Source organism: Bacterioplanoides sp. SCSIO 12839 (assembly GCF_024397975.1).
GTDB lineage: Bacteria > Pseudomonadota > Gammaproteobacteria > Pseudomonadales > Oceanobacteraceae > Bacterioplanoides.
The window spans coordinates 1,683,096-1,704,289 of sequence record NZ_CP073745.1 but is presented as its reverse complement, the minus strand read 5'-3'; the positions used below and the strand labels follow the sequence as shown (position 1 = coordinate 1,704,289).

Here is a 21,194-nt window from a genome sequence, read left to right as displayed (position 1 = left end):
TTAATCCTGCTGTTGCAAATAATTTAAGGCGGCTTCTACGGTATAGAAAGATCCGGCAATCAGCCAGTGCTGACCCGCCAGATGATTTTGCTGCAGCAGCTGTTCCAGTGCATCGGCAACCTGGTCAAACTGAGTGACCAAGGATGGTAATTCGCCCGCCTGTTTAGCCAGTTGAGCGGCCGACAATCCACGCCAGCAATCTAACCCCGCCAGCCAGTACTGCGGCATATCCGGCAAGGTATTAAGCAATTCAGCAACCGGCTTGCCTTCAAGCATACCAATAATGGCACCATCCACCGGGCCTAAACGCTCGGCAATATAACCCGCCGCTTGCTGATTATGGGCCACATCCAGTGTCAGCTTGAGTTCGCCCCCAGCTACTGGCACCGTGACCGGCTGCAACCGGCCGGGAACCGATGTATTCGCCACCACATCGGCTACAACGGCTCGATTAGGCAAACGCCCCAGCAATGACAAAGCCTGAATGGCGGTGGCGACATTATGATAAGGAATATTGGCTTTTGGCAGATTCCATTCAGCCTGACCTTCATGCGTCATAAAACTCAGCAGTAGTTCGTCGTGTTCTTCGACAATATCGAAATGTCGACCGCGTGCGCACCACTGCCCGCCTAACGATTCGGTTTGTTGCTGTGCCGTATCAGGGGGATTCGGCTGACCGCACACCAGATATTTACCGGAGCGAGCTACGCCACACTTCTCAAAGGCAATTTGCTCAACGGTATCGCCCAGCCAGTCCTGATGATCCAGACCAATAGACGTCACCAGTGAGATATCGGCATCAACGATATTCACCGCATCCAAACGGCCGCCCAAACCAATCTCCAGCACACAAGCATCAAGCGGTTGTGACCTTGACTGAGACTGAAAATACGCCAGCGCCGCCAGCGTACCGAATTCAAAATAGGTTAATCCGGTGTCGCCACGCTGTTGTTCGACCAACTCAAACGAATGAATCAGATCGTTATCGGAGATTTGCTCACCATTAATCTGAACCCGTTCGTTGTAACGCTGAATATGCGGCGAACTGTACACCCCAACGGTCATCCCCTGGGCCATTAGCAAATTCGCCAATAACGCTGAGGTTGTGCCTTTACCATTGGTTCCGGCAACCAGAATGACCAGAGGTGCAGGTTTCAGGCAATTTAATTGCTCACCCACACCCTTGATACGATCCAGCCCCAGTTCAATTTCGCTGGGGTGCAGTGACTCAAGATACTCAAGCCACTGATTTACAGTTTGTGTCATCGTATTAATTATCTATAACGCAGCTAGCTATCGATCCATCGCTGCGCGCATTTCACGCATCAACTCAGTTACTTCAACTTGCGCTTGCGCTGGATTATCGGCATTAGCAGCAATACGATTCACAATCGCACTGCCGACAATCACACCATCAGCAACCTTCGCTACCTGAGCGGCCGTTTCGCCATTGGTGATACCAAAGCCAACACCTACCGGCACAGAAACGTGCTTACGAATACGCTCCAGATTACGCGCCACATCGTCGACATCCAGAGCTTTGGAACCCGTCACCCCCTTCAGAGAAACGTAGTACACATAACCACTGCCGGACTGACCGATTTTCTCAATGCGCGCATCAGTCGTGGTTGGTGCAATCAGATACACCATATCCAGGTCTTTGGCTTTGAAGATATGCTCTACTTCGCTGGCTTCTTCAGGTGGCAGATCCACCAACAACACACCATCGACGCCCGCTTCGGTGGCACGGTTTACGAACGTGTCGTAGCCCATGGCTTCAACCGGATTCAGATAACCCATCAATACGACGGCAGTATCAGCGTCTTTTTGGCGGAACTCGGCCACCATTGCTAATACATCCGTTAATGAGGTGCCATGCTCCAGGGCACGCTCACACGCTAACTGAATGGTTGGGCCATCAGCCATCGGATCAGAGAAAGGCACGCCCAATTCGATAATGTCGCAACCTGCTTCAACCAGAGCATGCATCATTGGCACGGTCGCTTCTTTAGTTGGATCACCGGCGGTGATGTACGGAATCAGCGCCTGGCGGTTTTGTTCTTTTAAAGCGTTCAGAACAGTTGTAATACGGCTCATTTTTATTTCCTTAAGCGGTAATGCCATCAAGCGATGCAATAGTATGAATATCTTTGTCACCGCGACCCGACAGGTTCACAACAATCACCTGATCTTTATCCATAGTCGCGGCCAGTTTCATGGCGTAGGCAACGGCATGAGAAGATTCCAGCGCAGGCATAATACCTTCCAGTTGAGTCAGCTTATAAAAACCATCCAATGCTTCGGCATCGGTTGCAGCAACGTAATTAGCGCGCTTCACATCTTTCAACCAGGAGTGCTCAGGGCCAACACCGGGGTAATCCAGACCAGCCGAAATTGAGTGTGTACCCATGATCTGACCGTTATCATCTTCCATCAGGTAAGTACGGTTGCCGTGCAATACACCCGGGCGACCTTTACACAATGGTGCCGCATGATCATCACCATCCAGACCTAAACCACCGGCTTCGACGCCGTACATAGCAACGTCTTCGTAACCTAAATACGGGTGGAATAAACCAATCGCATTGGAGCCACCGCCGACACACGCCACCAGCGCATCCGGCTGACGACCTAATTGCTCGTCACATTGGCGGATACATTCACGACCAATCACGCTCTGGAAATCACGTACCAGCATTGGGTACGGGTGTGGGCCTGCTGCGGTACCGATCACGTAGAAGGTATCGTCAACATGGGTTACCCAATGGCGCATGGCTTCGTTCATGGCGTCTTTCAGGGTTTTCGTGCCGGATTCCACCGCTTCTACTTCGGCACCTAACAGCTTCATGCGGTACACATTCAGCTTCTGGCGCTCAACGTCGGTGGAACCCATAAATACGCGACATTCCAGACCAAAACGCGCGGCAACCGTTGCTGATGCCACGCCATGTTGACCCGCACCCGTTTCGGCAATGATCTTTTTCTTGCCCATAAATTTAGCCAGCAACGCCTGACCAATGGTGTTGTTAACCTTGTGCGCACCGGTGTGGTTCAGGTCTTCACGCTTCAGGTAAATTTTGGCACCACCACACTCCTGAGTCAGACGCTCAGCAAAATACAGCGGCGATGGACGGCCAACATAGTGCGCTAAATCAGAGTCAAACGCGGCCTGAAATTCCGGGTCGTTACGCAGCTTTTCATACGTGCTGTTTAAGTCATCCAATGCACTGGTCAGGGTTTCAGAAACGAAACGACCACCATGAATACCGAAGTGACCACGCTCATCCGGCAGTGTTAAATCAATGTTTGTTTTTTCTGGTGTTTGCATCGACACGATACACCTCATCTAAAAATGCGTTTATTTTGCCGGGGTCTTTAATGCCTTTTTGTTCAACACCATCCAGTGTCGCTTCCACACCACCGCTAACATCAACGGCGAAGGGTTTGACCTGATCAATGGCAAAGGCAACGTTATTGGGGTTTAAACCGCCAGCAAGAATAATGGGTTTTAAATCGTCAGATTGTGGAACCAGTGACCAATCAAAGGTTTCTCCAGTTCCGCCTGGAACGCCAGGCTTGTAGCTGTCTAGCAGAACAGCCAGGGCGCCTGGGAAGCGCACGCAAGACGCCACCACATCCGACGCTTGCCGGACCCGGATGGCTTTAATGTAGGGACGGTTGAATTGAGCACAGAAGGCCTCGTCTTCATCACCATGAAATTGAAGTAAATCAATTCTAACGGCATCCAAAACAGATTGCACCTGTTCTACTGTTGGATTTACAAATAACGCCGTAACAGAAACAAAAGCCGGTACATCAGCGACAACATCGGCGGCCTGCTCAATGGTGACGGCGCGCGGACTGGGCGGATAAAACACCAAACCCAAGGCATCAGCACCCGCATCAACCGCTGCCAGCGCATCTTCAGCCCGGGTCAGGCCACAAATTTTAGTTCGGGTACGAAAAGACATAAGAAAATACGAACATCAGAAATAAAAACCGATGCTCATAATAACAGATAGCGACTTTCAACGAGCGTCCGTCAGAAAAAGCATCAAAGAGACTTTAGCCCCGCCTCTTCTCGTTGTTTATTGGCAAAGGGTTGCTGAAAGCCTGTTACATCCAACAGAGGTTGCAGTAACGCAGGGCCATAAGGCTCACAAGGAATCTCAAACTGTGGCGGAAAGTCTACACCAACAAAATACAGTCCTTCTCCCGGCGCAGTAATACCCGCTTGCTTACGGTCACGAGTTTCCAGGACTTCTTTCATCCACCCAACGGGTTGATGCTCTTCGCCAATGGGCAATAACACCCCAACGATATTGCGTACCATATGATACAGGAAGGCGCTGGCTTCGAGCTCCAACATGATCAGGTCTCCCCAGCGCTTCACCTCAATGCGATGCATAATTTTTACGGGGGATTTCGCCTGACAATCTTTTGCCCGAAAGGCACTGAAATCATGCTCGCCCAGTAAATACTGAGCGGCTTCATTCATTTTTTCGGCATTAAGTGGATAACGCCACCAGGTGAGCTGATCGTATTGCAGAGCCGACTTAGCAGGCGAATTATTAATCAGATAACGATAACGCCGAGCCCTGGCTTTATATCGCGCATGAAACTCTGGGGAAACTTCATCAATCCATTGAATAGAAACACCATCCGGCAGATTGGTGTTCACACCCATCAGCCAGCCATAGTTGCTGCGTTTGGCAGGACTATCAAAATGGATCACCTGACGCGTTGCATGAACACCGGTATCAGTACGCCCGGCGCATGAAACGGTAACTTCGTGATTAGCGACTTTAGAAAAAGCCGCTTCAAGTGCAGCCTGAACGGTGGGCTTATTATGGTGGGATTGTTTTTGCCAACCGTGGAAGTGAGTACCATTGTACTCGACCACGGCGGCATAACGTCGTACTTCTGTCATCAACTTGCTTTTATTTGATCAGGACAGGTTGTCCATTAAATCACGCGCATCCTGCTTCTGTTGATCACTGCCTTCCTGCATCACTTCCTGCAGCAACTCACGAGCACCATCTGCGTCTTCCATGTCGATGTAAGCGCGAGCCAGATCCAGTTTAGTCGCACACTCGTCGGTACCTGCCAGGAAATCAAACTCATCTTCAGCAGCCGCTAACTGCTCAAGATCGATATCCTGCTCATCAGATGAAGGTGAGTCTTCGGACTCATCTGCACTTTCAACATCACCTGTACTTTCAACATCATCAATAACCGGAATGTCATCCGCCGCTGAGATATCATCCAGCACAACCGGAGGCTCAGAACCGTCGTCCTCTGATGCATCAGTTTCTGCATCCAAAGTCGGAGCTTCAAAATTTTCAAGCTCAGCATCCAGTTCAGCAAGTTCAGCGGCAAAATCCACACCCGCATCATCCGAATCACTTAAAGATTCCAGATCAGAGACATCAAAGTCAGAAGGAGTTTCATCGGCAGTCAACTCAGGAAGACTCTCTTCAGAATCCGATAAAAGTTCGTCCGCCGCACTCTCTGTGGATTCTCCAACCGCTGCGTCTAACTCATCTTCAAGGGTTTTCAGGTCATCGTCATCAGACTCGGCAAAACCGGTTGATTCATCCATTTCAAATGACAAATCAGGAAGCTCCGAACCGGCATCAACATCAGCCGAATCCATCAGATCTTCAAGAGCTGTTAAATCGGCATCATCGCCGGCAGAGTCAGATGCAAAAGCCTCTAAGCTCACAACATCGTCGTCAGATGAAGCTTCAGAGATTTCTTCCGGCGACTCAGTCAGATCAAGACCAGAATCAGCTTCTTCTGACTCCAATGAACCAAGATCAAACTCTAGTGAGTCATCAGCTTCTTCATCATTGAGCGATTCAAGAGAGGTAAATTCATCATCACTATCATCTAAATCGCCAGATGCATCTAACGAGCTCAGATCAAACTCCAGAGCATCATCAGCAGAGTCTGCTTCAATAGACGAATCATCTACTGCTTCAAGATCTTCCAGTGAAGCAGCGTCTTCAGAAAGGTCATCCAGATTCAATTCATCACTTTCTGAGCTGATATCAAATTCAAGTGTTTCACCTAAATCCAGTGTTGGCACGTCTTCCAAAGAGGCCTCATCATCCAGACTTGCCAGTTCGTCCTGGGAATCAGCACCAGACAAATCAAATTCCAGCGCATCAGACTCATCTTCCTCATCTTGCACTGCTTGCTCCAGAGAAGCATCAAGCGACACTTCAGGAGCAGCATCAGGCTCATCACCCAAATCAAGCGCGTCGCCAAAATCCAGGCCTTCACTGAATTCTTCACCTAAGGAGTCATCCAAAGAAGGAAGATCACTATCCAGCGATAACAAATCATCTTCTTGTGCAGCTACCGGGGATACCGGCATAGACAGGCGAGAGCGCATTTGCTCTGCTTGCTGAGTGGCTTCATCATCACCAAGTGTCATTAATTGAGACTCTTGTTTTGCAAATGATGAAGCGTCATCCATCTCAACATAAACTTCTAACAACTTCAGCTGAAGATCAGAGCGGCTTGGCTCTTGTTCAATAGCAGCCGTCAGCAGATCAACAGCCTGTTCGAATTTTCCATAGGCGATGTAAATATCAGATTCACTGATCACATCTTCGGTTTGAGCCACAGAGCCAAAATCATCACTCTGTTCGTCTTCAAATTCACCAACATCCAAATCGTCTAATGCTTCAGATTGATCAGCATTAACATCCAGCTCGGTAGCTGCCAGATCAGCATCGAAGTCCAGGTCATCGAGAGAACCGCCATCCACATCACCATCAGCAAAAGCAACAGGTGCATCATCGGCTGCCTGCTCTTCCTCTTTGGAAGCTTTGCGCTTCTGAACGACTTTAAATACACCCAGGATCAAAGCCAGCAAGAAAGCCAGACCACCCAATAAATACTCAGGTGTCTGTAAAATGGTATCAACCAGAGTTGGCTTAGGCTTATTTTGCTCAGCAATCATTGCTGCAATGCGTTGGCGACGAGCTTCCGCTTCTGCTTTTTCTTTTTCAGCATCGGCGGCAGCCTGTGCTTCATTCTCTGCCGCTGGTTCCTGATAATTAAAATCGACGTCATCACTTTCAGTCGAAGCAGAAAGTGTTTCGTCGGCACTTTCAGTAGCGTCTGTTGACACAACATCCGTCGATGCCAAATCAGTAGCATCGGCATTTTCAGCCGCAATGCCATCAGCAGCAATTTCAGTAACGCCCTCGCCACTAGTAACGCCTTCAGCCGCTACCTCTTCACTCTCTGCTGCTTCAGAGGCATTTTGAGCTTGCTCCAGAGCCTCATTGACTTGAACACTGGCAAGTTGATCATCTTTCAGAGTAATCAGACGCTGTAATGTAGCAATCTGCTCTTCAAGAGATTCCAATCGTTGGCGCAGCTCTTGATTTTCAAGGCGGCTTTTATCCAACGTTTCCAATGCAATCGCCAGATCATTTTCAACCGCTTGCTGGCGGCCACTACCCTGCCCACCATCAACGTCACCACTGGCACCAGCAGATTCAGCATTATCTTGAGTCGCAGATAACAGACGAATCTCACCACCTTCTTGAGAAGCAGGCTGAGTTGCAGCCGTAGCGTTACGACCTGTTGCATCAAGCTGAGCCCCACCACTGGTAAGCGCTTGATTCTGGCGCTCCACTTCGGCAATTGCCTGGCCAGTGCGAATTTGCTCAATGTCAGCAGCCGTTGGAATTCTTAATACCTGATGGGTTTTCAGGCGATTGATATTGCCGCCAATGAAGGCGTTGGGGTTTTGTTGCTGAATCGCCAGCATCATTTGCTGAGCGCTGACATTTCGACTTGGTCGGGTTTGTAATGCAATTTCCCACAAAGTGTCATTTTGCTGAACTTTGTATGTACCAGGAGCAGCTGGGGTATCCAACCAGTCATTACCTGAACGTGAACCCGCAGCTGCAGCATTCGAGTCCACCGAAACTTGTGCAGAAGAAGTAACAGCGGTAGCTGCAGGGGCCACAACTAACGGGTTAATGGTTTCCTCTTCAAAGACAGGAGGATCCAATAAAACGGTGTACTCTCGTAGCACACGACCGGATGGCCAGTTCAATTCAACAAGAAAGTTCAGGAAAGGCTCGGTAACAGCCTCACGTGAAGACAGAGTTATCTTGCCATCTTTCACGTCAAATTTAATTTTGGTCAGGAAGAAAACACGGTCAACACCGGCACGCTCAAAATCAGCGACTGATGCTAATGAAGGTTTTATTTCCCACTTGGACAAGTCCTTCACATCCACCAGCTCAATCTCTGCCTGCAATGGCTGATTCAGGGCTGATTTGAGTGTCATTTCACCAAGCCCTAATGCCATAAGATTGGAGGACAAACTCAGTCCACCAGCCAGCATTAAGGATTTCGCAATTAGGCGCTTCATTATTGCTTCCTTGTTGTTAAGGCGACGTCTCGCCTCATCGTGTGTATCGAATCTACTGCCGAAACCGTTTTATTGAGATATTCCAAACCCAGCTTAGTTATCGATTCCATTCATAAGCAGCCTAAGTATCAGTGATAAATATGCAATTCGCAATATTTTGACTACCCAGAAGGACATAAAAGCTTGATTTAAGAATGAGTTAGAGCAACTTCAGAAGAAACAAGATGAGAAATGTGACGCAATAAACAAAAAAGCGGGAGAATTCTCCCGCTCTTTTTATGGACAAAATCAGCCAGCGTTCAAAATAATGCGCAACATTCGTCTAAGTGGCTCTGCAGCACCCCACAACAACTGATCACCCACAGTGAACGCAGAAATATACTCTGGGCCCATGGTCAGTTTGCGGATACGGCCAACCGGAATAGTCAGCGTGCCGGTTATTTTGGCTGGAGTCAGCTCTTCCATGGTCACGTCGCGATCATTTGGAATTACTTTCACCCAATCATTGTGCTCAGCCAGAATCTTTTCGATTTCTTCAACCGGCAGATCCTCCTTCAGCTTCAGCGTAATCGCCTGACTGTGACAACGCATAGCCCCCACACGAACACATAAGCCATCAATCGGCGTTGCAGCATCAGTAGTGCCGAGGATCTTGTTGGCTTCGGCTTCGGCTTTCCATTCTTCACGGCTCTGACCCGACGGCAGCTGTGAATCAATGTATGGAATCAAGCTGCCCGCCAGCGGCACACCAAACTGATCTTTCGGGTAATCTTCACCACGAATAAAATCCGCCACCTGACGGTCAATATCCAGAATCGCAGTCGCCGGATCTTCAACTTTGTCTTTTACATTGGCGTGGATCGCACCCATTTGGCTGATCAGCTCACGCATGTGCTTAGCACCAGAGCCAGAAGCCGCCTGATAGGTCATCGGAGTTGCCCACTCAACCAGATCTTTCTCGAACAGACCACCCAGTGCCAACAGCATCAGAGACACGGTACAGTTGCCACCCACATAGGTTTTAACGCCGTCTTTGATACCGGCATCAATCACGTCACGGTTAACCGGGTCCAGAACAATGATGGCATCATCGTCCATACGCAGCGCAGACGCGGCGTCAATCCAATAACCATCCCAACCCGCTTCACGCAGCTTTGGATAAACTTCTTTGGTGTAGTCACCACCTTGGCAGGTGATAATCACGTCTTGTTGTTTCAGTGCATCAACATCGAACGCATCTTCCAGCACACCACAGTCCTTACCGGCATAAGATGGTGCTGGCAGACCTTTTTGCGAAGTCGTGAAGAAGGTTGGCTGAATCAGATCGAAATCTTTTTCTTCCTGCATACGCTGCATCAGCACAGAACCGACCATTCCGCGCCAGCCAACCAGACCTACTTTTTCTAAACCATTGTTTTGTTCAGACATTTTTAAACCTTAAATTCTAATGTGAAAACCGCTTATGCAGATAGGTTTTCCAGCGCAGCAACAACAGCCGCACCCATTTCTGCCGTGGACACTTTGCTCATACCGTCAGAATAAATATCGGCGGTACGCAGACCTTGATCCAGCACATCACTTACGGCTTTTTCGATCGCATCCGCAGCCGCACTTTCATTCAGAGAATAACGCAACATCATCGCAGCCGACAAAATGGTTGCTAATGGGTTAGCAATGCCTTGGCCTGCGATATCCGGAGCAGAACCATGGCACGGCTCGTACATACCCTTGTTGTTCTTATCCAGAGACGCCGAAGGCAGCATACCAATAGAACCTGTCAGCATGGCTGCTGCATCAGACAAGATATCACCGAACATGTTTCCGGTTACCATGACATCAAACTGTTTCGGTGCACGCACTAATTGCATCGCAGCGTTATCCACGTACATATGAGACAGCTCAACATCCGGGTAGTCTTTTGCTACGTCGTTCATGATTTCGCGCCACAGCACGGTTACTTCTAGAACGTTAGCCTTATCGACGGAGCACAGTTTTTTACCGCGCTTCTGAGCCGATTCAAAGGCTACTTTAGCAATACGGCGAATCTCAGACTCAGAGTAAACGTAGGTGTTGTAACCTTCACGCTCACCATTTTCCAGTTCACGAATACCGCGAGGCTTACCGAAATAAATACCACCGGTTAATTCACGAACAATCAGAATATCTAAGCCGGAAACCACTTCTGGTTTCAGCGAAGATGCATCAGCCAGTTGAGGGTACAGAATTGCCGGACGCAGATTACCGAACAACTCCAAGCCAGAACGCAGACCTAACAGACCTTTTTCCGGGCGCAGTTCGCGATCTTCCAGCTCATCCCACTTAGGGCCGCCTACTGCACCTAACAGAATCGCATCGGCTTTTTCGGCTTTCTGCATGGTCACTTCTGGCAGTGGCGTGCCAAACTCATCGTAAGCAGAGCCGCCAACCAGAGCGTTATCCAGCTCAATGTCCAGATTGAATTTTTGCTTCGCTGTTTCCAGCACTTTAACCGCTTCGGTTACGATTTCCGGACCAATGCCATCACCTGGCAAAATTAAAACATTCTGAGTCATTTTCTTTTCGCTTAATCTTTCTAAAAATTTTCAAACGCATTTTGCAATACGGTGTTTTTTCTTTCGCTGGAGCGAGGCAACATCCCTGTAAAAGCGCTCCAGTGGCAACGTCCTGTTGCCTACTACGAAAAAACACCCTATCGCAAAATGCTTCATTCAATTCCGAACAATACTAAGGCATCAAACGGACTGATGTTGTTTGCTGTAGGGGTCGATCACATGGATGTGATCGTTTAGCCTTCAGGGACGAACTTGTTGCGCCCCGAAAGCAAATTATTCAGTCAGTTTCATGCTGTTGAGATCACTTAACTTGATCAAACAACCACGGATTTGCGGCACGACGCTTCTCTTCATACGCCTTAATATCATCCGCATCCTGCAGCGTCAGACCAATATCATCCAAACCATTTAATAAGCAGTGCTTACGGAATGGATCAACATCAAACGCAATCTCACCACCATCCGGCGTGATAATTTTCTGCTGTTCTAAATCAACGGTTAATTCATAACCTTCATTGGCTTCAACCGCTTTAAATAAATCATCAACGATTTGTTCATCAAGGATGATCGGCAACAAACCATTTTTAAAGCTGTTATTAAAGAAGATGTCAGCATAGCTCGGCGCAATAATCGCGCGGAAACCAAAATCTTCTAATGCCCATGGTGCGTGTTCACGACTGGAGCCACAACCAAAGTTTTCACGGGCCAATAAAACCGAAGCACCCTGATAACGAGACTGGTTTAAAACAAAGTCCGGATTTAACGGACGACCCGAGTTATCGGCATCCGGCTGACCTTCATCCAGGTAACGTAATTCGTCAAACAGGTTCGGACCAAAACCACTACGCTTAATGGATTTCAGAAACTGCTTGGGAATGATCATATCGGTATCGATATTCGGGCGATCCATCGGAGCCACGACACCACTGTGTACAACAAAAGGTTTCATCGCATTTGCTCCTTAAAGATCACGCATATCAATAAAATGACCAGCAACCGCGGCGGCAGCTGCCATCGCCGGGCTCACTAAGTGAGTACGACCGCCGTAACCCTGACGACCTTCGAAGTTACGGTTGGACGTCGAGGCACAGTGCTCACCGTTGCCCAGTTTGTCGGCATTCATCGCCAAACACATAGAGCAACCCGGCTCGCGCCATTCAAAACCGGCTTCAACAAAGATCTTATCCAGACCTTCCGCTTCCGCCTGCTCTTTTACCAGGCCAGAACCCGGAACAACTAACGCCTGAATCACGCTATCAGCCACTTTACGGCCTTTCGCGATTTCCGCCGCCTGACGTAAATCTTCAATACGGCTGTTGGTGCAAGAACCAATAAAGACACGGTCCAGTTTGATATCAGTAATCTTCTGACCACCCGTCAAACCCATGTATTCGTGAGCGCGCTTGATCGCTGATTGTTGAACGTCGTCTTTACCATCTTCAATTCGCGGCACAGTACCATCAACGGTGGTTACCATTTCCGGAGAGGTACCCCAGGTTACCTGCGGCTTAATGTCTTCGGCTTTAATTTCAACGATCTGATCGAATTCCGCGTCGTCATCGGAAACCAGGTTTTTCCAGGCATCAACCGCCAGATCCCAATGTTCACCTTTTGGTGCATATGGGCGACCTTTCACGTATTCCGCGGTGATATCGTCGAATGCCACCATGCCTACACGGGCACCCGCTTCGATGGCCATGTTACACATGGTCATACGGCCTTCCATGCTCATGCTACGGATAGCGCTGCCGCCGAATTCCATCGCACAACCATTACCACCAGCGGTACCGATCACACCAATCACGTGTAATACCACGTCTTTACCGGTGATACCGGTTGCCAGCTCACCATCGACACGGATCAGCAGGTTTTTCATTTTGCGCTGGATCAGGCACTGAGTCGCCAGTACGTGTTCAACTTCAGAAGTACCAATACCGTGCGCTAATGCAGCAAACGCACCGTGAGTGGCCGTGTGGGAATCACCACAAACAACGGTCATACCCGGCAGAGTGGCACCCTGCTCCGGGCCAACGACGTGAACAATACCCTGACGCTTGTCCTGCATCTTAAATTCAACGATGCCGAAATCGTCACAGTTTTCATCCAGGGTTTTCACCTGAATTTTAGAAACCGGGTCCTGAATACCATCAATGCCTGACTCGCGCTCGGTCGTGGTGGTAGGCACGTTGTGATCCGGAGTTGCCAGGTTGGCGTCCAGACGCCATGGCTTACGACCCGCAATACGCAGACCTTCAAATGCCTGTGGTGACGTGACTTCATGCAATAACTGACGATCGATATAAATTAACGCCGTACCATCATCACGTTCTTTCACCAAATGCTGTTGCCACAGCTTGTCGTAAAGGGTTTGTCCAGCCATCAGGGACTCCTTCTCAGATATTTTCTCTCATCATCAGCGACTGATCATCGCTTTAGCTATTGCAACAATATACGTCAAATGCTAAACAACATAAATTCATATTTTTCCAACAATGCATTCCTATTAGGAATACATAAAATTTTCAGGCAAGCTTATGGATACTCAATCATTAAAAGCGTTTTTATCCGTTGCCGATCAGGGGTCTTTCTCGCTGGCAGCAGAACAGCTTTACCTGACCCAATCTGCGGTCAGCAAGCGTATTCAGCAGTTGGAAAGCCAGCTGGATACACCCCTGTTCGAGAGACATAACCGCACCATCAGCCTGACCGAAGCCGGACGTTCTTTATTACCTAAAGCACAGCAAATTCTCGACCTGGTGGCCGACACCGAATTACAGCTGAACAACCTGTCTGGAGAAGTCAGCGGCATGTTATCCATGGCCACCAGCCACCACATCGGCTTACACCGGCTGCCGCCAATCTTAAAAGAGTTTGTTCGCCGTTATCCGGCAGCACAGCTGAATCTGGAGTTTATGGGATCTGAGAGAGCGTACCAGGCAATTGCCTCGCGCCAGGTAGAACTGGCGCTCACCACATTGGAGCAGCAGCCTCCCGCTAGCATCCAGTCAACTCTTCTGTGGAAAGATGAAATGATCTGCGTCTGCGCCAGCGATCATGCACTCGCTCAACAGAATAAGCTTACATTAAAGCAACTTGCACAAACCCCGGCTATTTTGCCGGAACCTGACACCATCACCTTTCAGCTGGTAGAAGCAGCTTTTGCCAAGCAAGGGCTCAAGCTACAAGCGCCCATGCCCACCAACTATCTTGAAACCATCAAAATGATGGTATCGATTGGGCTCGGCTGGAGCATGTTACCGGCTTCGATGCTGCAGCATAATGATGGCCAATTAACCCAACTGCCCTGGTCTGGCCCAACCATCGAACGCCAGCTTGGCCTGATCCACCTGAAAGAACGTACTTTGAGCAATGCCGCCCAAGCCCTGATCAAATTACTGAGTTAGACCGTTGAAATTGACCCAAAACAAGGAGCACACTGGTATCTGGCGCTAGGCTTAATCAGAAGGTGAGCGACAACCCAAATACCTGCCTGTCAGGCGTAAACCTGTCAAAAAACTGTGAAAAGGAAACAGCCATGTTAGATATTAATCATATTCTTGTTGTGCTTGATAGCGAGCACCCGGAGCAACCGGCACTGGATCGGGCGTTATGGCTGGCCAAATCATTGCAGGCAGACCTCACTCTGATGACCAATACATTTGAGGCCTACTGCGAAGAAGGTTCACCTCTGACCGCCATCGACAGCGATACTCAACAACGTATTAAACAGGCATTGCTCGATAAAGCCGGAAACTGGATCAACAGCTTTATCGCAGAAGCCGAAGCCAATGGTATCGAGGTAGATACTGAGGTGCACTGGCAAAAACATTTACACGATGCCGTGATTGAGTCCATGCGCAACAAAAACTTTGATCTTGTGATTAAAGGCACTCAACCACACTCTCTGGTCGACCGGATTTTCACTCACACCGATTGGAATATGTTACGTCATTGCCCGGCGCCGGTATTATTAGTGAAAAATGCCACGCCCTGGAAACATAACCGGATTCTGGCAGCGATTGATGCCACGGCGCCGGATCAAAGCCACGATTTAATTAACGACAATATTTTATCGTTCGCCGAACATCTGGCTGATCATTTTGAAACCGACCTGCATCTGGGTAATGCCTACCCTCTGGTCAGTGTGGCCTTTGCAATGGTGCCAGAAGTCACGGCACCGGATGATATTCAGCATTATGTCACCGAACAACATGAAGACGCCTGCCAGCAATGGGCGAAAAAATTTAACGTAAATAATGATCACCTCCATATTGGTGAAGGCGACACCGATGATGTCATTGCTGATTTTGCCAAGCAGATTGAATCGGACCTTGTTGTTGTTGGCACTGTTGGCCGCGAAGGGTTAGCCGGTGTTTTAATTGGCAATACTGCAGAATCACTGGTTGATAAAGTTGCCTGCGATGTATTAGTGGTTAAACCACTGGATGGCGTTAAACCAGATGCGGATTAGTTCTGACAATATCTGATAACAGCTCCTGATAATGACACTTGGCAAACTATGAAAAAATTATTGGTAGTAGCCCATACACCCTCTGAAAATCTGCAGAAAATAACCAAAGCCATTCATGCAGGGGTTCAGTCAGCGGAATCGAGCCAGGTGTCACTCACGATTCAGTCACCTTTTGACACTCAACCTGAAGATGTTATCGAAGCAGGTGCAATTGTATTGCTGACGCCAGAAAATCTGGGCTATATCTCCGGCGCCCTGAAAGACTTTTTTGATCGCTGTTATTATCCATGCCTCGAAGAAACTCAGGGAACACCCTGCGCGGCGATTATTCGCGCTGGCCACGATGGCACCGGCAGCGTTCGGGCACTGCAGACCATAACCACCGGTTTACGCTGGCGTTGGGTTCAAGAGCCGTTAGTGTTGCGCGGAGCATGGCAAGAGAGTTTTTTACCACAAACAGAGGAGTTAAGCTGCGCGCTCAGCATGGCGTTAGACCAGGGAATTATTTAACAAGAAAAGCCGAACTGAGTTTGCACAACAATCAGTCCGGCTTTCTGGAGAGAGACATCGCAACCATCCATATTCATGAATTTATTACGACATCTTGTTGGAACCTGTGAATCACAGAAAGTTCATGAATCACAGGGAATCTACTCAATAATTAACGCAGACCTTTATCTGATAAGGTTCCTTCAATCTCAGTCAGACAAGCCGGATCGTCAATCGTAGAAGGCGCTACGTATTCTTCATTATTGGCAATATTGCGCAGCACTTTACGCAGAATTTTACCCGAGCGGGTTTTTGGTAAACGCTGTACCACTACTGCATTTTTAAAGCTGGCAACCGCACCAATATTATCACGAACACGCTGAACCAGTTCTTTCTTCAGCTGCTCCTCGTCAATATCAATACCGTCTTTTAGCAGAACCAACCCCAGAGGCTCCTCACCTTTAAGGTCACTGCTCTGACCAATGACAGCACACTCCGCCACCGCTTCGTGACCAGCCACAACCTCTTCCATTTCACCGGTAGACAAACGATGCCCAGCGACATTAATGATGTCGTCGGTACGACCCAGAACAAACAAATAACCGTCTTCATCCAGCATGCCACCATCACCGGAGACATAATATCCTGGGTAAGTATTCAGATAACCCGCTTCAAAGCGCTCATGGTTATGCCAGATTGTCGGTAAACAACCCGGAGGCAAAGGCAATTTAATGGCAATACTGCCTTGCTCACCCGCTTCAACCGGGTTACCTCGAGAGTCGAGAATCTGAACATTATAGCCTGGCGAAGGACGGGTAACCGAACCCGCTTTGGGTGCCGTAGGCTCCAGACCCATGTGGTTACCGGCAATCGCCCAACCGGTTTCCGTTTGCCACCAGTGATCCACAATCGGGCGCTGAATATGCTGATCAACCCAATCGTACGTTGGCGGATCAAGGCGCTCCCCTGCCATAAAGACGGTTTTTAAGGCCGACAAATCGTATTGTTTGGCCAATTCACACTCAGGGTCTTCTTTACGAATGGCACGGAAAGCCGTTGGCGCGGCAAAAATGCCTTTCACCTTATACTCTTCGCACACTCGCCAGAATGCTCCAGCATCCGGGGTACGCACCGGCTTGCCTTCATAAAAGACCGTCGTACAGCCACGAATCAGCGGGCCGTAAACAATGTAAGAGTGGCCAACAACCCAACCAACATCCGACGCTGCCCAGAAAACATCTCCCGGGTGCATGTCGTAAACAACCTCCATGGAATAATTCATCGCAACCGCATGACCACCGTTATCCCGAACCACCCCTTTTGGTTTACCCGTCGTACCTGAGGTGTATAACACGTACAGTGGATCGGTGGATCTCACGGAAACACAGTCTGCAGGCTTGGCATCGGCAACCGCCTGCTGCCAATCCAAATCACGACCTGCGGTTAACTCACACGTTTTTTCAGGACGCTGCAGAATAACGCAACGGGAAGGTTTTGATTCCGCCAGCTCAATGGCTTCATCAAGAATTGGCTTGTATTCAATAATGCGGTCGACCTCAATGCCACACGAGGCTGAAACCACCACCTTAGGCTCAGCATCATCGATACGTACCGCTAACTCATGGGGGGCAAATCCACCAAAAACAACCGAATGAATCGCACCAATACGCGCACAAGCCAACATCGCAATAGCGGCTTCCGGTATCATCGGCATATACACAATGACACGATCACCCTTCTCTACTCCTTGCGCAGCCAGCACTCCAGCAAAGTGTGCGACAGCTTCGGTCAATTCGCTGTATGTGTATTGTGCTTTGTTACCAGTGACTGGAGAATCATAAATCAGGGCCGTTTGATCACCCCGTCCATTCAAGACATGATGGTCCAGGGCCAGATAAGCGGTATTCAGCTCGCCATTGGCATACCAGCGATCCACGCCATTTTCATCTTTCGATAAGATATTACTTGGTTGCTTAAACCAATGAATTTTCTGAGCTTGCTCCTGCCAGAACACATCCGGTTGTTCAACGGAAGCTTGATATTGTTTTTGATAGCTCATGGGACACCCCTCAACAAAGAATAACCCAACAATAGGCGAGGAGATTAACAGCGACTATAAGACCAAGGCGGGGGCCACAACTAAAGTCGAAAGTCATATCAAACAGAAACAAAAAGGCCCGACAAGGTAGCCGGGCCTGAGGTGTCATGCAGAGTTTTATTCTGCCAGCTTAGCCTCAATGGCCGCAGCAATCTGGCGATACTCTTTTTCCATCTTCTTCATTTTTTTCTTGCCCACACCACCCAGCGTATTCAGCGCATGGCGTACACGAGCACGGCTCATATCCGGGCCCAACAGCACCATGCTGTCGAGCACAGAAATGGTCGCTGAGGTACCAGCAATGGCAATAAAGAACGGATATAAGAAGTCACGAACCTTCAATTCCAGCTGTTGCGCCAGAGTAAATAAGCGAGTTTCGATTTCTTCTTTTTCCCAATGACGAATCGCTTCTAACTGCCACAAACCATATTGAATGGTCGCCAGCATTTTATCTTCATCGTAGGCTTTGTGCTCAAACTGCTCAGCGGTCAGGGTTGTTAACCCGCCCAGGAAGTGACCGGCAAGCGGCACCACATCGGAGAACACTTCAACCCTCGGCTGAATATGCGGAACAATCGGCTTTACTTTGTCAGCCTGTAAGCCCCAGGCAGCAAACTTCTCAGCAAAGGCATCAACATCCAAGTCACGCAGCCACAAGCTGTTTAACCAGCGCAGTTTTTCGACGTCAAACACCGGGCCACCCAGTGATACCCGCTGAATATCAAAGTTACTGAACATATCGTCGCGGCTGAATTGTTCACGCTCATCCGGCATCGACCAACCCATACGACCCAGATAGTTCAGCAGCGCCTCTGGCATAAAGCCCATGCGCTCGTAGAACATAATCGAGGTTGGGTTTTTACGCTTACTCAGCTTGGATTTGTCCGGGTTGCGCAGCAATGGCATGTGACACAACTTCGGCATATCCCAGCCAAAGTATTGGTACAGCAGCTTGTGTTTTGGTGCAGAGCTGATCCATTCCTCACCACGAATCACATGGGTGATCTGCATCAGATGATCATCAACCACGTTGGCCAGGTGATAAGTCGGCATGCCATCTGATTTCAGCAGAATCTGAGCATCCACCTGAGACCAATCCAACTCGATCACACCACGCAGCATGTCTTCAACTTCACACACGCCTTCTTCCGGCACCATCATACGAATCACGTAAGGGGCACCATCGGCTTCACGCTTAGCCACTTCGTCGTCGGATAATTTCAGATCCGACGGCTTCAGCGCCATGCTGTTACCAGACTCCTGACGCTGAGCGCGCAATGTGTCTAACTCTTCGGTGGTGCGGTAACACTTAAACGCATGGCCTGACTCCAGCAGCTGATTCACGTGCTGTAGATAAATGTCTTTACGCTCGCTCTGACGATATGGGCCAAATTCACCACCACAGTCCGGGCCTTCATCCCAATCCAGACCCAGCCAGCTCATGCTGTCCATGATTGCCTGTTCCGACTCCGGCGTACTGCGTGTCTGGTCGGTATCTTCAATACGCAGAATAAACTGACCACCGTGCTGGCGGGCAAACGCCAGATTAAACAAAGCGATGTAGGCAGTACCTACGTGAGGATCACCAGTTGGAGAAGGAGCAACACGGGTGCGAACCGTCATAATAGAAATCTCAGTCAATCAAGGAAAACAGCGGCGGATTATAAAGAAATACGAATATCTGTGCATCACACAAGGATGATTAAAACAAAGGCGGGTTAAAAATACGGACAAAAAAAGAGCAGCACCCAGGCTGCTCTTAGTCTCAAAGAATGGCGCTCTACACGCGAATCTCAGCTTCCATGCCACTGAGGATTTCAATCACACTGGAACTGGCTGATTCCATACGCTGCAGATACTGAATGGCAGCCTGTTGTTTGCCCTGACGGAATGCCTCCAGTGCCTGGAAGCCGCTATCGTGCACGTCTTTATGAGGCACGGCCAATCTGGAATAAGAAGCCAGGTCCCGGTACTTTTCATACCCTTCTCCCTCAGCGTACCACTTCCCTAAACGGCATTGCGTATGATCGGCCAGCCCCCCTTCCACATCAAAATCCTGATTCCAGATGTGCCGATAAACCTGCGCCTTCCAAACGACATGATCCAACTTCACGGTTTCCAGAAAACTCTCTGCCGCAGTATAAGCAAAGCTATCGGACACTCGGCGCGAGACTCCGCCAACGGCCTCAATATTCGCCGTTACTTTCTGTACCTCATCCGCAAGGAAAGACCCCTGATCTCCCACTGAGGTAATGCCACTACTGACCCGGTCCACTTCGCCACCCACCGTTGCGATCAGTGCGCCAATCTCAGCGGTTGCTTCAGCAGTCCGTTGCGCCAGAGTCCGAACTTCATCAGCAACCACCGCAAAACCACGCCCTTGTTCACCAGCGCGCGCCGCCTCAATGGCTGCATTCAGAGCCAACAAATTGGTTTGTTCGGAAATCCCCTGAATCAACCCCACAAAACTCTCAATGCCATTGGCGACACTTTTCAAACCACTCACGGCTTCCGAGGCTTCCGACGATTTGTCCTGAATGCCTGCCAGCTGCTCTTTCAGGCTCAGTAATGTTGAGCTGATATCCCCAACATCTGAAATCGACGCCTCAATTTCGCGGTTTTCCTGCATCAGATTAGTAGCCGAACTGGCCAAGGTATTACGAATTTTGTCGATGGTTTCGTTAGACGAAAACCAGAGGTTTCTCAGGTTTTCCATATGAGTAAATTGATCAAGACTGTACTGACTGCGCAGATCCGCGACATCTTTGATTTTCTTATACAGCTCGTTTTCTTTTTCCAGAGCTTCAATACGACGCTCAAGAACAGCAACCTGAGCAGATGAATCGTTTGTTTTTTTATTCGAGAAAAACACGGTGCCTCCAGCTTGGCATATACGCTCGACTGGATATAACTATAGAAAAGAACTGTTATTTTGCGCACAAACAAGGGGCATCAATAATATCTTTGGCGCATTTTGTCTTACAAACAACAGAGCCTAAATAAAGACCGGGCCCAAAACGAAAAAGCCCCGAGATTTTTCAATCTCAGGGCTTTTGAATTAGTGGCGGTGAGGGAGGGATTCGAACCCTCGATACCTTTCGGTATACACACTTTCCAGGCGTGCTCCTTCGGCCACTCGGACACCTCACCACATCTGACCTGCGTCAGAGGTCGCGTACT

16 protein-coding genes, 1 tRNA gene and 1 pseudogene are annotated in these 21,194 nt (G+C 49.1%); 3 read left to right on the top strand and 15 right to left on the bottom strand.

Features of this window, described 5'->3' with window-relative positions:
• From KFF03_RS07955 to leuC, 10 genes are all read right to left on the bottom strand, one after another.
• Nucleotides 1–1,266 (bottom strand): folylpolyglutamate synthase/dihydrofolate synthase family protein, encoded by a 1,266-nt coding sequence (locus KFF03_RS07955; protein ID WP_255860527.1) that lies wholly within the window; start codon nucleotides 1,264–1,266, stop codon nucleotides 1–3.
• Nucleotides 1,267–1,293: 27 nt separating this feature from the next.
• Nucleotides 1,294–2,097, bottom strand: coding sequence for a tryptophan synthase subunit alpha (trpA, locus tag KFF03_RS07950; protein ID WP_255860526.1), 804 nt, complete (start codon nucleotides 2,095–2,097; stop codon nucleotides 1,294–1,296).
• 10 nt (nucleotides 2,098–2,107) lie between these two features.
• On the bottom strand, nucleotides 2,108–3,328 hold the full coding sequence (trpB, locus tag KFF03_RS07945) for a tryptophan synthase subunit beta (RefSeq protein ID WP_255860525.1): 1,221 nt from the start codon (nucleotides 3,326–3,328) through the stop codon (nucleotides 2,108–2,110).
• Nucleotides 3,300–3,971 (bottom strand): phosphoribosylanthranilate isomerase, encoded by a 672-nt coding sequence (locus KFF03_RS07940; protein WP_255860524.1) that lies wholly within the window; start codon nucleotides 3,969–3,971, stop codon nucleotides 3,300–3,302. The genes trpB and KFF03_RS07940 overlap by 29 nt, the downstream gene beginning before the upstream one ends.
• Before the next feature lie 83 nt (nucleotides 3,972–4,054).
• Entirely contained in the window at nucleotides 4,055–4,930 is an 876-nt protein-coding gene (truA, locus tag KFF03_RS07935) for a tRNA pseudouridine(38-40) synthase TruA (RefSeq protein WP_255860523.1), read from the bottom strand.
• 18 nt (nucleotides 4,931–4,948) lie between these two features.
• On the bottom strand, nucleotides 4,949–8,404 hold the full coding sequence (locus KFF03_RS07930) for a FimV/HubP family polar landmark protein (RefSeq protein WP_255860520.1): 3,456 nt from the start codon (nucleotides 8,402–8,404) through the stop codon (nucleotides 4,949–4,951).
• Between the two features lie 288 nt (nucleotides 8,405–8,692).
• On the bottom strand, nucleotides 8,693–9,832 hold the full coding sequence (asd, locus tag KFF03_RS07925; protein WP_255860519.1) for an aspartate-semialdehyde dehydrogenase: 1,140 nt from the start codon (nucleotides 9,830–9,832) through the stop codon (nucleotides 8,693–8,695).
• Nucleotides 9,833–9,864: 32 nt separating this feature from the next.
• Entirely contained in the window at nucleotides 9,865–10,956 is a 1,092-nt protein-coding gene (gene leuB / locus KFF03_RS07920; protein ID WP_255860518.1) for a 3-isopropylmalate dehydrogenase, read from the bottom strand.
• A 301-nt stretch (nucleotides 10,957–11,257) separates the two neighbouring features.
• Nucleotides 11,258–11,905, bottom strand: coding sequence for a 3-isopropylmalate dehydratase small subunit (gene leuD, locus KFF03_RS07915; protein WP_255860517.1), 648 nt, complete (start codon nucleotides 11,903–11,905; stop codon nucleotides 11,258–11,260).
• Between the two features lie 12 nt (nucleotides 11,906–11,917).
• A complete protein-coding gene (gene leuC / locus KFF03_RS07910) occupies nucleotides 11,918–13,336 on the bottom strand; it encodes a 3-isopropylmalate dehydratase large subunit (RefSeq protein ID WP_255860516.1) in 1,419 nt (472 codons plus the stop codon).
• 154 nt (nucleotides 13,337–13,490) lie between these two features.
• Here leuC and KFF03_RS07905 point away from each other — a divergent pair, with 154 nt between their 5' ends.
• The 3 genes from KFF03_RS07905 (at nucleotide 13,491) to KFF03_RS07895 (ending at nucleotide 15,937) form a co-directional block, all read left to right on the top strand.
• Nucleotides 13,491–14,360, top strand: a complete 870-nt coding sequence (locus KFF03_RS07905; protein WP_255860515.1) for a LysR family transcriptional regulator — start codon at nucleotides 13,491–13,493, stop codon at nucleotides 14,358–14,360.
• A gap of 131 nt (nucleotides 14,361–14,491) precedes the next feature.
• Entirely contained in the window at nucleotides 14,492–15,427 is a 936-nt protein-coding gene (gene uspE / locus KFF03_RS07900; protein ID WP_255860514.1) for a universal stress protein UspE, read from the top strand.
• 48 nt (nucleotides 15,428–15,475) lie between these two features.
• Nucleotides 15,476–15,937, top strand: coding sequence for a flavodoxin family protein (locus KFF03_RS07895; RefSeq protein WP_255860513.1), 462 nt, complete (start codon nucleotides 15,476–15,478; stop codon nucleotides 15,935–15,937).
• 151 nt (nucleotides 15,938–16,088) lie between these two features.
• Here KFF03_RS07895 and KFF03_RS07890 read toward each other — a convergent pair whose 3' ends face one another.
• From KFF03_RS07890 to KFF03_RS07870, 5 genes and pseudogenes are all read right to left on the bottom strand, one after another.
• The gene (locus KFF03_RS07890) at nucleotides 16,089–17,975 is read right to left on the bottom strand and encodes a propionyl-CoA synthetase (protein ID WP_255860512.1); all 1,887 of its coding nucleotides are present in this window, start codon (nucleotides 17,973–17,975) and stop codon (nucleotides 16,089–16,091) included.
• 156 nt (nucleotides 17,976–18,131) lie between these two features.
• The gene (gltX, locus tag KFF03_RS07885) at nucleotides 18,132–19,637 is read right to left on the bottom strand and encodes a glutamate--tRNA ligase (RefSeq protein WP_255860510.1); all 1,506 of its coding nucleotides are present in this window, start codon (nucleotides 19,635–19,637) and stop codon (nucleotides 18,132–18,134) included.
• A gap of 157 nt (nucleotides 19,638–19,794) precedes the next feature.
• Nucleotides 19,795–20,127, bottom strand: a complete 333-nt coding sequence (locus KFF03_RS07880; protein ID WP_255860864.1) for a CZB domain-containing protein — start codon at nucleotides 20,125–20,127, stop codon at nucleotides 19,795–19,797.
• Between the two features lie 93 nt (nucleotides 20,128–20,220).
• A pseudogene (locus tag KFF03_RS07875) lies at nucleotides 20,221–20,643 on the bottom strand (methyl-accepting chemotaxis protein); the annotation flags it as partial.
• Nucleotides 20,644–21,076: 433 nt separating this feature from the next.
• Nucleotides 21,077–21,164 (bottom strand) — tRNA-Ser (locus tag KFF03_RS07870).
• Nucleotides 21,165–21,194 lie beyond the last annotated feature (30 nt).

Coding starts and splice junctions, on each gene's coding strand:
- trpB (WP_255860525.1), bottom strand. CDS start 3,328: ATGCAAACACCAGAAAAAACAAACATTGATTTAACACTGCCGGATGAG.
- KFF03_RS07895 (WP_255860513.1), top strand. CDS start 15,476: ATGAAAAAATTATTGGTAGTAGCCCATACACCCTCTGAAAATCTGCAG.
- asd (WP_255860519.1), bottom strand. CDS start 9,832: ATGTCTGAACAAAACAATGGTTTAGAAAAAGTAGGTCTGGTTGGCTGG.
- leuC (WP_255860516.1), bottom strand. CDS start 13,336: ATGGCTGGACAAACCCTTTACGACAAGCTGTGGCAACAGCATTTGGTG.
- KFF03_RS07955 (WP_255860527.1), bottom strand. CDS start 1,266: ATGACACAAACTGTAAATCAGTGGCTTGAGTATCTTGAGTCACTGCAC.
- KFF03_RS07890 (WP_255860512.1), bottom strand. CDS start 17,975: ATGAGCTATCAAAAACAATATCAAGCTTCCGTTGAACAACCGGATGTG.
- uspE (WP_255860514.1), top strand. CDS start 14,492: ATGTTAGATATTAATCATATTCTTGTTGTGCTTGATAGCGAGCACCCG.
- KFF03_RS07940 (WP_255860524.1), bottom strand. CDS start 3,971: ATGTCTTTTCGTACCCGAACTAAAATTTGTGGCCTGACCCGGGCTGAA.
- gltX (WP_255860510.1), bottom strand. CDS start 19,637: ATGACGGTTCGCACCCGTGTTGCTCCTTCTCCAACTGGTGATCCTCAC.
- leuD (WP_255860517.1), bottom strand. CDS start 11,905: ATGAAACCTTTTGTTGTACACAGTGGTGTCGTGGCTCCGATGGATCGC.
- leuB (WP_255860518.1), bottom strand. CDS start 10,956: ATGACTCAGAATGTTTTAATTTTGCCAGGTGATGGCATTGGTCCGGAA.
- trpA (WP_255860526.1), bottom strand. CDS start 2,097: ATGAGCCGTATTACAACTGTTCTGAACGCTTTAAAAGAACAAAACCGC.
- truA (WP_255860523.1), bottom strand. CDS start 4,930: ATGACAGAAGTACGACGTTATGCCGCCGTGGTCGAGTACAATGGTACT.
- KFF03_RS07905 (WP_255860515.1), top strand. CDS start 13,491: ATGGATACTCAATCATTAAAAGCGTTTTTATCCGTTGCCGATCAGGGG.
- KFF03_RS07930 (WP_255860520.1), bottom strand. CDS start 8,404: ATGAAGCGCCTAATTGCGAAATCCTTAATGCTGGCTGGTGGACTGAGT.